The organism is Corynebacterium sp. HMSC05D08, from assembly GCF_001807215.1.
Lineage (GTDB): Bacteria > Actinomycetota > Actinomycetes > Mycobacteriales > Mycobacteriaceae > Corynebacterium > Corynebacterium striatum.
In genome coordinates, this window is sequence record NZ_KV788302.1 from 42,368 (window position 1) to 52,071 (window position 9,704).

Sequence of the window (9,704 nt, forward strand, 5' to 3'; positions counted from 1 at the left end):
GGTCACCATCAGTCCCACCAAAACCTCACACACCGCGGGGGTTCCTCCCACCCCCTCCTCATCTCGGTTAGTAAGGAGACCACAGTGCAGTTCCACCACAACGGTTATGTTTCCCAAGACCCACGCGTCCTTGAACCAGCAGGATACGGCGTAGATCGTCCATCTGAGCTCCCAGACACCATGGACGTCCTCATCGTCGGCTCCGGCCCGGCAGGCATGATCGCAGCTGCACAGTTGGCGATGTTCCCCAACGTCAACACCCGCATTATCGAACGTCGTCCACACCGCCTCATCTTGGGCCAGGCAGACGGCATCCAGTCCCGCTCCGTGGAGACCTTCCAGGCATTCGGCTTTGCTAAGGAAATCACCGAAGAGGCTTACGAAATCACCGAGATGTCCTTCTGGAATCCGGATCCCGAAAACCACGAGCACATCAAGCGCGGTGCTCGCCCAATCGATGATGAGTTTGGCATCTCCGAGTTTCCGCACCTCATCGTGAACCAGGCACGCGTCCTCGACTACTTCGCCCGCTTCGCACACCGTGCCCCGGCGCGCATCAAGCCGGACTACGGCTGGAAGTTCATCGAGCTTGAGGTCAGGGAGGGGGAGTACCCCGTCGCCGCCCACTTGGAGGATGAGAACGGCAACCCACGTACTGTCCACGCCAAATACGTCATCGGCTGTGACGGCGCAAAGTCCCGCGTCCGCAAGTCCATCAGCCGCTCCCTGAAGGGTGACCAGGCCAATCACGCATGGGGCGTTATGGACGTGGTCGTCGACACCGACTTCCCTGACTGGCGCACCAAGTGTGCAATCCACTCCAAGGCTGGCTCCATTCTTCACATCCCGCGTGAGGGCGGCTACCTCTGCCGCGTCTACGTCGACCTCGGCGTTGTTCCAGAGGGCGACAACGGCAAGGTTCGCGAGACCCCAATCGAGAAGATCATTGAGAAGGCCAACGAAATCTACTCGCCGTACTTCATCGACGTGAAGATGGTGGCGTGGCACTCCGTTTACGAGGTAGGACACCGCTTGGTCGACGCTTTCGACGACAATAACGACACCCCACGCGTCTTCCTCACCGGCGACGCTTGCCACACCCACTCCGCCAAGGCTGGCCAGGGCATGAACGTCTCCATGCAGGACGGCTTCAACATTGGCTGGAAGCTCGGCCACGTCCTCGATGGCCGCGCGCCAGAGGAGCTGCTGTGCACCTACCACGGTGAGCGCCAGCCGGCCGCCCAGAACCTCATCAACTTCGACCGCGAGTGGTCCACCCTTATGGCCACCCCAACCGAGGAGCTCGATGATCCGGAGGCAGTAGAGAAGTACTACGTTGCTGCCGAAGAGTTCGCTGCCGGCATGATGACGCAGTACGAAGAGAACATCATCGTCGGTGACACCCAGCACCAGGATCTGGCTACTGGCTTCCCAGTGGGCAAGCGCTTCAAGTCCTTCGAAGTGCTCCGCCGTTGCGACGCCTTCAAGCTTCACCTCGGCCACCAGCACTTCGCCGACGGACGCTACCGCATCTACGCTTTTGCCGACGCCCCGAAGGCCGGCGCGGAATCCAAGCTCACCGCCTGGGCCGAGCAGATGCAAGAGATCATCGCTAAGTTCAACCCGGAAGGCGCTGATGAGAACACCTACTTTGATATCAAGGCCATCTACCAGCAGACCAACCACCACGACTACGAGATTCTCGACGCTCCTCGTCTGTTCCGCCCCTTGAACGGCAAGTTCAGCGTCCCAAACTGGGAGAACGTCTTCAACGCGCTTTCCCCAGAGGAGGACATCTTCGAGGCCCGCGGCATCTCCCGCAAGGGTGCGGTCGTCATCGTCCGCCCGGACCAGTACGTGGGCGCAGTTCTGCCGCTTGACGACGCCGCCGGTGTCGAGGCGTACTTCGACAACGCACTGTTGCCAACCAAGTAAGCAACGGCTCTAAATAACAGCCACAAACAAGGCCCCGCGTAGTGTTTCACGTGAAACACAGCGCGGGGCTTAAGTTTGAAGACAATATGAGTGCGTAGCCAAGAGCTCTTCCAAGCGTTCCTCGAGCGGCTGGCGGTTTAGCTCCGCAACCCTATCGCGAAGATCGGAAGCATCGAGTTCCCCAAGAACGTGAGTTAGAACCTCTTGGGAAGATTCTTCTTGATGCTCCAGCGCGCGATAGAAAGCGGCACTCAATATGATTTGTTCCATCACCGCTATGGACTTGCCCGGAGAATACTCCGGAGCATCCGGCTCAAAGTCCCAGACCTGGACCCAGTGGAGGCCGAAGAACTTGAGAGAATTACCTTCCACGACTTCGCGGGCGTAGGTGCGGGGAAGGGCAGCGCTACGGCGGGCCAGATCGAAGATGCCGAAGACTGGCTCGCCATCGTTCTCGCCAACCACGAGCCAATCGCTGCCGTGGTATTCCACCAGCGATTGGCCGAGCACGAGTTCAACCTCATCGACGCTGAGCTTCGGAGCGACCTCACGGGCGAAAGCGTCGACATATGGCGCTTGCCATGTCTTGTGCTGCTTCAGCTTCTCATCGTCGCCGTGAACTTCCATGAAACGCCTGAAGGTCTCCGCCGCTTCCTCACGGCGCTTGGTTAGTTGTTCCGAGTACTGTTCCTGAAGTGGTGCGAGTTTGGCTTCAAGCGTGTCCATGGTCACAATCATACATAGGAGCACTCATTTTGCCTGTGCATAAAATGTGCGCGAAACCACACACATAGCACACACTCATGCTATGGTGTGTTTCATGCAACTTCTGACCAACACATCCCAGAACTGGTGGTGGCGCGCGTAACTGCGGGCCAGTTCACTCGAAACCAGAAGATTTAGGCTCGCGCTATGCGGGCCTTTCGTGGTTTTATAGCCACCACGGCGCACGCGGCGCGAATCTAAAGCTTCAAAACTCAAGAAGCCATAGACAACATTTAGCCGCGAAAGGGCACCACTAATGCCACCAACCCCTACCGCCGGAACGGTCTTCCACACCGCCTCCCAAGCGATACCTTATGAGCAGGATGCGTCGCTGCTTTTCCACCGGCTCGCGCAGTCGAAGGATAGCCTCCTCCTTGAGGCCGCCGACATCGAGTCCAAGAAGAACCTCAACTGCATCGCCGTTCTCCAGGCCGCGCTGAAAGTCACCTGCCGGGGCCAGCGCGTCACAGCCACGCCACTAACTGAAGTCGGCGAGACAATGATGGCGCGACTCAAGGATCAGCTCGGCGAGTACTTTGATGGCGAAGATTTTGTATTTAGTCTTTCCTCCAAGAGCGACGAGCGCGAGCGCCTCCGCGATGTATCGACGGCCGCTGTTCTCCGAGCCCTTCAATTAGACGCTGGTTACTCCACTCCGGATGGAGCACTTCCATTCGTCGGCGGCGGCTTTGCTTATGACTATCTCGAGAGCTTCGAGAAACTGCCCGCCGTAGGGGAGGGGCCGAACGATTATCCGGATTATGAGTTCGTCGTCGCGCAGACGCTACTGACCATCGACCACGCCACGGAGACCGCCGCGTTGCATGCGGTCGATCTGAGCGAGGAAGCGGCGTCGTCAAGCTTGGCAGAGCTCGCATCCATCGAGGCACAAGAACTGGAGCCCACTCCAAGCCGCTATCGACTCATCGCGAAAGCTTCGATGCCCGACTCCGAGTTCCGCGCCATTGTGTCACAGTTACAAAATAACGTGACTGCGGGGGACATCTACCAGGTGGTGCCCGCGCGCGCATTTTCGCTCGATTGCCCCGATGCATTCGCCGCCTACCGTCAGCTCCGCGAGACCAACCCCTCGCCGTACATGTTCTACGTGCGCGGCGCGGACTACGAACTCTTCGGTGCCTCCCCGGAGTCGAACCTGAAGTTTAATGCCTCCACCCGCGAGGTACAGCTTTATCCCATCGCCGGTACGCGCCCGCGCGGGCTCAACCCAGACGGCAGCATCAACCATGAGCTCGACATCCGCAACGAACTCGAGATGCGTACCAACAACAAGGAAGTCGCCGAGCACACCATGCTTGTGGACCTCGCCCGCAACGACCTTGCCCGCGTGGCCGTACCGCAGACCCGCAAGGTCGCGGAGCTACTCCAGGTGGACCGTTATTCGCGCGTCATGCACTTGGTTTCACGTGTAACCGCCACTCTTCACGAAGATTACGATGCCCTCGACGCATACCGCGCCTGCATGAACATGGGAACACTCACCGGCGCACCGAAGCTTCGCGCGATGGAACTCGTACGCGTAACCGAGGGAACCCGGCGCGGCTCCTACGGCGGGGCAGTGGGTTACCTCAAGGGCGACGGCTCTATGGATAACTGCATCGTCATCCGCTCCGCCTACGTGAAGAACGGCCAAGCCGTGGTCCAGGCAGGGGCCGGCGTAGTCCGTGATTCCGTCCCCCAAGCTGAAGCAGATGAAACCCTGCACAAGGCCTACGCAGTCTTGCACGCCATCGCTCTGGCGCACAACGCCCAATTGGAGGTTGTCCGATGACCCATTCCCCGCACGTAGTGCTCATTGATAACCACGACTCCTTTGTCTACAACCTCGTGGACGCACTCGCTGGCTACAAGACCACCATCTTCCGCAACACCGTCTCCGTCGAGGAGATTCTAGCCGCACAGCCGGACATCATCTGCCTGTCTCCAGGCCCCGGCCACCCGCGCGATGCCGGCTGCATGATGGAGCTCATCGACTACGCGCTCGGCGAGATCCCGCTTTTCGGCATCTGCCTCGGCTTTCAGGCGCTGCTGGATCACCACGGCGGAACCGTCGAGCCTTGCGGCCCGGTACACGGCAAGTCGGTGGCGATGACGCTAACCGAAGAAGGCGCCCAGCACCCGATCTTCACCGGCCTTACCGTGGACTCCGAGCCAGACAACCCGAACTATGTGGGCACGCAGGTTCCAGTGGCCCGCTACCACTCCTTGGGTTGCACGCAGATTCCCGCCGGAATGCGGGCCTTGGCGACCACGGAGACGCAGATCGGTGACGTAGTGATGGCGGCCGAGACTAACGATGGAATGGCATTCGGCGTGCAGTTCCACCCGGAGTCCGTGTTGAGCCCGAAGGGTCCAATCATGTTGGAACGTTGCATCGAGAATTTATCGCTGAAATCAATTAAAGGAGAGACCAAGTAAATGGAAAATAAGAATGCACTCAAGGCCCTCCAGGGTTACCTGGATATCACCGAACCCACGGTGGAGCAGGCCATCGAGGTCTTCACCCCGTTAACCATCGGCGAATATGACGACATCCACGTCGCAGCGCTTCTCACCCATATCCGCACCCGTGGCGAGACCTTCGCCGACGTCGCCGGCGCAGCCCATGCCTTTCTCACCGCTGGCCGCCCCTTCCCGGTGACGGGGGAGGGCCTCATGGACACCGCCGGAACGGGCGGCGACGGCGCGAATACCATCAACATCACCACGGCGGCGTCGCTAGTCGCTGCGTCCGACGGCGTGAAGATGATCAAGCACGGCAACCGTTCAGTCTCCTCCAAATCGGGTTCCGCGGACGTACTCGAAGCCATGAACATTCCGCTCGACCTCAATCCACAGCGCGCCGTGAAGCAATTCGAGGCCTCGAACTTCACCTTCTTATTCGCACCCGCCTACAACCCTGCGGTGGCCCACGTGCAACCAGTGCGCAAGGCGCTAGGCATCCCCACCATCTTTAACACCCTCGGCCCACTGCTTTCTCCGGGCCGCCCGGAATTCCAGATCATGGGCATCGCGAATCCGACGCAGGGCCAACTCATCGCTGAGGTATTCAAGGAGCTCGGCCGCACCCGCGCGCTCGTGGTCCATGGCGCGGGCACCGACGAGATTGCTGTCCACGGAACCACTCACGTGTGGGAACTCAACGACGGCGAGATTAAGGAATATGACATCACCCCGGAGGAGCTCGGTATCGCGCGTCACGAGCTCGCGGAGCTCGAGGGCGGCGATGGCGCCGAGAACGCCGCGCTCATCCGCAAGGTCTTCGCAGGGGAGGGCAAGCCTGCGCATTACGACGCCATCGTGGCCACCGCGGGCGCCATGTTCTACCTCTGCGGCAAGGCCGAGTCCATCGCCGCAGGCGTGGCGCACGCCAAGGAAGTCATCGACTCCGGCCAGGTGGCGCAATGGCTGCGTACCCACGAGGAGGCCAACTATGGCTAGTCTGCCAACGGTGCTGGAAGGGATCGTCGCCAAGCGCCGCACGCACATCCCTGACATTCGTGAGCGCATCGCACACGTCGACCTTCAGGCGCTGCCCAAATCGGAGCGTTCGCTTTACGACGCTCTCAAGGGCACCAACCGCTTCATCATGGAGTGTAAGTCCTCCTCGCCTTCGCTCGGTCTTATCCGCGAGCACTACGAACCGGGCAACATTGCGCGCATCTATTCGCGTTATGCCTCTGCCATCTCGGTGCTCTGCGAGCCGGACAGGTTCGGCGGCGACTATGACCACTTGCAGACCGTCGCAATGTCGACGCACCTACCGGTTCTGTGCAAGGACTTCATCATCGATCCGATTCAGGTCTATGCGGCGCGCTACTACGGTGCCGACGCCATCCTGTTGATGATGTCGATCGTCGATGATGAGACCTACGCCGAACTCAAGGCCCTGGCCGATTCGCTTGGCTTGGATGTCCTCACCGAGGCGATCACCAAGGAAGAGGTCGACCGCGCGGTTGCCTTTGGCGTAGATATCATCGGTATTAACAACCGCAATCTGCACGATCTCAGCATCGACCTGACGCGCTCAGAGCAGCTCGCCGAGTACATTCCGGAGGGCAAGATCGTGGTCTCCGAATCTGGCATCCGCGACAACCAGACGGTGCGTCGCATCGGCGGCCACGCCAACGCCTTCCTTGTGGGCTCCCAACTAACAAGTCAGCCCGACATCGATCTCGCCGCCCGCCGCTTGGTCTACGGCGACAATAAAGTCTGCGGACTAACGTCGTGGACCGCTGCTCAAGCAGCACGTGCCGCCGGCGCCGTGTACGGCGGGCTCATTTTCGAGGAAGCCTCTCCGCGTAATGTTTCACGTGAAACTGCGCAAAATATCATCGCCCATGAGCCGGACCTGCTCTACGTTGCCGTCTCCCGCCGCACCTCCAACTTTGAAGAACTCGCTCTCGACGGCATCCACGCCATCCAGCTCCACGCGCCATACCAGGGGAGCGTTGAGACCGAGCGTGCTCTCATCGAAGAGGCCAGCAAGCATTCCAACCACGTCTGGCGTGCCATCGATATGACGGCACCTCACGCCCCAGAGTTGGTTGCAGCGCTTGCCGACGTCGCGGATCTCTTGGTCCTCGACACCGGTTCCGGCGGTACGGGGGAGACCTTCGACTGGTCAACAGTCCCCGCTGGGATTCCCGCCCTGTTGGCGGGAGGTTTGAATCTCACCAACCTCGAGCAGGCCCTCGCCGTAGGTACGATCGGATTAGATCTGAATTCTGGTCTCGAGACACCACGCGGTAAGGATTCTGGCCTCATCGCCAGGGCGTTCAGCACCATCCGGAACTACCACAACCAGTACTAATATCCACCTCCCAACCTAAGAGGAAACACCATGACTGATACACAAGAAACCAGGGAAACCCTGCTCCCGGCCTACTTCGGTGAATTCGGCGGACAGTTCGTTCCGGAATCCCTAATTCCAGCGCTTGATCAGCTCGAAAAGGCATTCGTGGACGCGCAAAACGATCCTGAATTCCGCAAGGAGCTCGCGGGCTACCTGAAGGATTACCTCGGACGTCCCACCCCACTGACCGAGGCAACCAAGCTGGGAGGTAAGGCACGCATCTTCCTCAAGCGCGAAGACCTCGTCCACGGCGGCGCACACAAGACCAACCAAGTTATCGGTCAGGCTTTGCTGGCCAAGCGCATGGGCAAAACCCGCATTATTGCGGAAACCGGCGCGGGCCAGCACGGCACCGCCACCGCCCTCGCGTGTGCGCTACTTGACCTTGATTGTGTCATTTACATGGGCGCGAAGGACGTAGAGCGCCAGCAGCCCAATGTCTATCGAATGGAGCTGATGGGCGCCAAGGTTGTACCCGTTGACTCCGGCTCCGGCACCCTCAAGGACGCTGTGAACGAAGCACTGCGTGACTGGACCGCTACCTTCCATGAGTCTCACTACCTCCTCGGTACCGCAGCGGGCCCCCACCCGTTCCCGACCATCGTGCGCGAGTTCCACAAGGTCATCTCCGAAGAGGCCAAGGCGCAGATGATCGAGCGGACTGGCAAGCTGCCAGACCTCGTCGTCGCCTGCGTGGGCGGCGGCTCTAACGCCATCGGCATGTTCGCTGATTTCATTGAAGACGAGGGAGTCGAGCTTGTCGGCGCGGAGCCCGGTGGCGAAGGCCTCGATTCCGGTAAGCATGGCGCCACCATCAACAACGGCACGGTCGGCATTCTCCACGGCGCGCGTTCCTACCTCATGCGCAATTCTGATGGCCAAATCGAGGAGTCCTACTCCATCTCCGCAGGCCTGGATTACCCGGGCGTCGGCCCGCAGCACGCCCACCTGTCGAAGACCGGCCGTGCCAAGTACGTCGGCATCACCGACGCCGAGGCTCTCGAGGCCTTCCAGCTGCTGAGCAAGAAAGAGGGAATCATCCCCGCCCTCGAGTCTTCTCACGCCCTGGCCTATGCGCTCAAGCGCAAGGACGAGGACATCACCATCCTCGTCTCCCTTTCCGGCCGCGGTGACAAGGACATCGACCACGTCCGCCACACTCTCGAAGAACACCCTGAACTACGCCTCCAGGAGGAGAACTAATGAGCCGCTACGACAACCTTTTTGAAGCCCTGTCCGGCGAGGGCGCATTCGTTCCCTTCATCATGCTCGGAGATCCCTCCCCGGAGGTTGCCCTGGAGATCGTCCGCGCGGCTGTGGCCGGCGGCGCCGACGCCCTCGAGTTGGGCGTTCCCTTCTCCGATCCGGTAGCTGACGGCCCCACGATCCAGGCCTCCCACATCCGCGCTCTGGAGAACGACGCTACTGTCGACGCCGCGATTGAACAGATCAAGACGATCCGCGCCGAGTTCCCTGAGCTGCCCATCGGCATGCTCATCTACGGCAACGTTCCTTTCACCCTCGACATCGAGAACTTCTACCAGGAGTTCCACGATGCAGGCGCGGACAGCATTCTGCTTCCCGACGTTCCCGTGCGTGAGGGCGCCCCATTCATCGCCGCTGCAGCCAAGGCCAACATCGAGCCCATCTTCATCGCCCCGGCACAGGCAAGCGAGAAGACCCTCGCGGGCGTTGCCAAGAATTCCAAGGGCTACATTTACGCCATCTCCCGTGACGGCGTCACCGGTACCGAAAAGGCCTCCGAAACCCGCGGCCTAGAGGAGGCGGTGGCTAACGTGAAGCGCTTCGGCGGCGCGCCAATCCTTCTGGGATTCGGCATCTCCACGCCGCAGCACGTCGCTGACGCAATCGCCGCTGGCGCTTCCGGTGCCATCACCGGCTCCGCAATTACGAAGATCATCGAGAAGCATGTTTCACGTGAAACCGGCACCGACATCGATGTCGAAGCGCTGAAGAAGGAAATCACCGACTTCGTTGCATCAATGAAGGCGGCTACCAAGAAGTAGAAAACCCTCCCCAGGTAGGAAGAAGTGGTCATATCCCAGCGGCATGCTTGGGGCATGACCACTTTTTCGGCTCTTCCGGTTTTAGGGTGCATTGATTAGTT

8 protein-coding genes are annotated in these 9,704 nt (G+C 60.2%); 7 read left to right on the forward strand and 1 reads right to left on the reverse strand.

Annotated features, from left to right (window positions below; all coding sequences use genetic code 11):
- Positions 1 to 84: 84 nt before the first annotated feature.
- Positions 85 to 1,935 carry an FAD-dependent monooxygenase gene (locus tag HMPREF3148_RS02570; RefSeq protein ID WP_070508632.1) on the forward strand — a complete coding sequence of 617 codons (1,851 nt, stop codon included), beginning with the start codon at positions 85 to 87 and terminating at the stop codon, positions 1,933 to 1,935.
- 69 nt (positions 1,936 to 2,004) lie between these two features.
- On the opposite strand, the gene HMPREF3148_RS02575 is transcribed toward HMPREF3148_RS02570, so the two are convergent.
- Positions 2,005 to 2,661, reverse strand: a complete 657-nt coding sequence (locus HMPREF3148_RS02575) for a hypothetical protein (protein ID WP_129721125.1) — start codon at positions 2,659 to 2,661, stop codon at positions 2,005 to 2,007.
- A gap of 295 nt (positions 2,662 to 2,956) precedes the next feature.
- On the opposite strand from HMPREF3148_RS02575, the gene HMPREF3148_RS02580 reads away from it, so the two are divergent.
- Genes HMPREF3148_RS02580 through trpA form a run of 6 tightly spaced genes read left to right on the forward strand, consistent with a single transcriptional unit; the run spans position 2,957 to position 9,603 of the window.
- A complete protein-coding gene (locus HMPREF3148_RS02580) occupies positions 2,957 to 4,492 on the forward strand; it encodes an anthranilate synthase component 1 (protein ID WP_049152021.1) in 1,536 nt (511 codons plus the stop codon).
- Complete coding sequence (locus HMPREF3148_RS02585; RefSeq protein WP_034657296.1) at positions 4,489 to 5,139, forward strand: anthranilate synthase component II; 651 nt, start codon at positions 4,489 to 4,491, stop codon at positions 5,137 to 5,139. The genes HMPREF3148_RS02580 and HMPREF3148_RS02585 overlap by 4 nt, the downstream gene beginning before the upstream one ends.
- Positions 5,140 to 6,162 carry an anthranilate phosphoribosyltransferase gene (trpD, locus tag HMPREF3148_RS02590; protein ID WP_049063672.1) on the forward strand — a complete coding sequence of 341 codons (1,023 nt, stop codon included), beginning with the start codon at positions 5,140 to 5,142 and terminating at the stop codon, positions 6,160 to 6,162.
- Positions 6,155 to 7,534 (forward strand): bifunctional indole-3-glycerol-phosphate synthase TrpC/phosphoribosylanthranilate isomerase TrpF, encoded by a 1,380-nt coding sequence (gene trpCF, locus HMPREF3148_RS02595; RefSeq protein ID WP_049063674.1) that lies wholly within the window; start codon positions 6,155 to 6,157, stop codon positions 7,532 to 7,534. Before trpD ends, trpCF begins: the two co-directional genes overlap by 8 nt.
- A gap of 30 nt (positions 7,535 to 7,564) precedes the next feature.
- Complete coding sequence (gene trpB, locus HMPREF3148_RS02600) at positions 7,565 to 8,779, forward strand: tryptophan synthase subunit beta (RefSeq protein ID WP_049063676.1); 1,215 nt, start codon at positions 7,565 to 7,567, stop codon at positions 8,777 to 8,779.
- Positions 8,779 to 9,603: a tryptophan synthase subunit alpha gene (gene trpA / locus HMPREF3148_RS02605; protein WP_049152019.1), complete on the forward strand. Its 825-nt coding sequence runs from the start codon at positions 8,779 to 8,781 to the stop codon at positions 9,601 to 9,603. Before trpB ends, trpA begins: the two co-directional genes overlap by 1 nt.
- Positions 9,604 to 9,704: the final 101 nt, after the last annotated feature.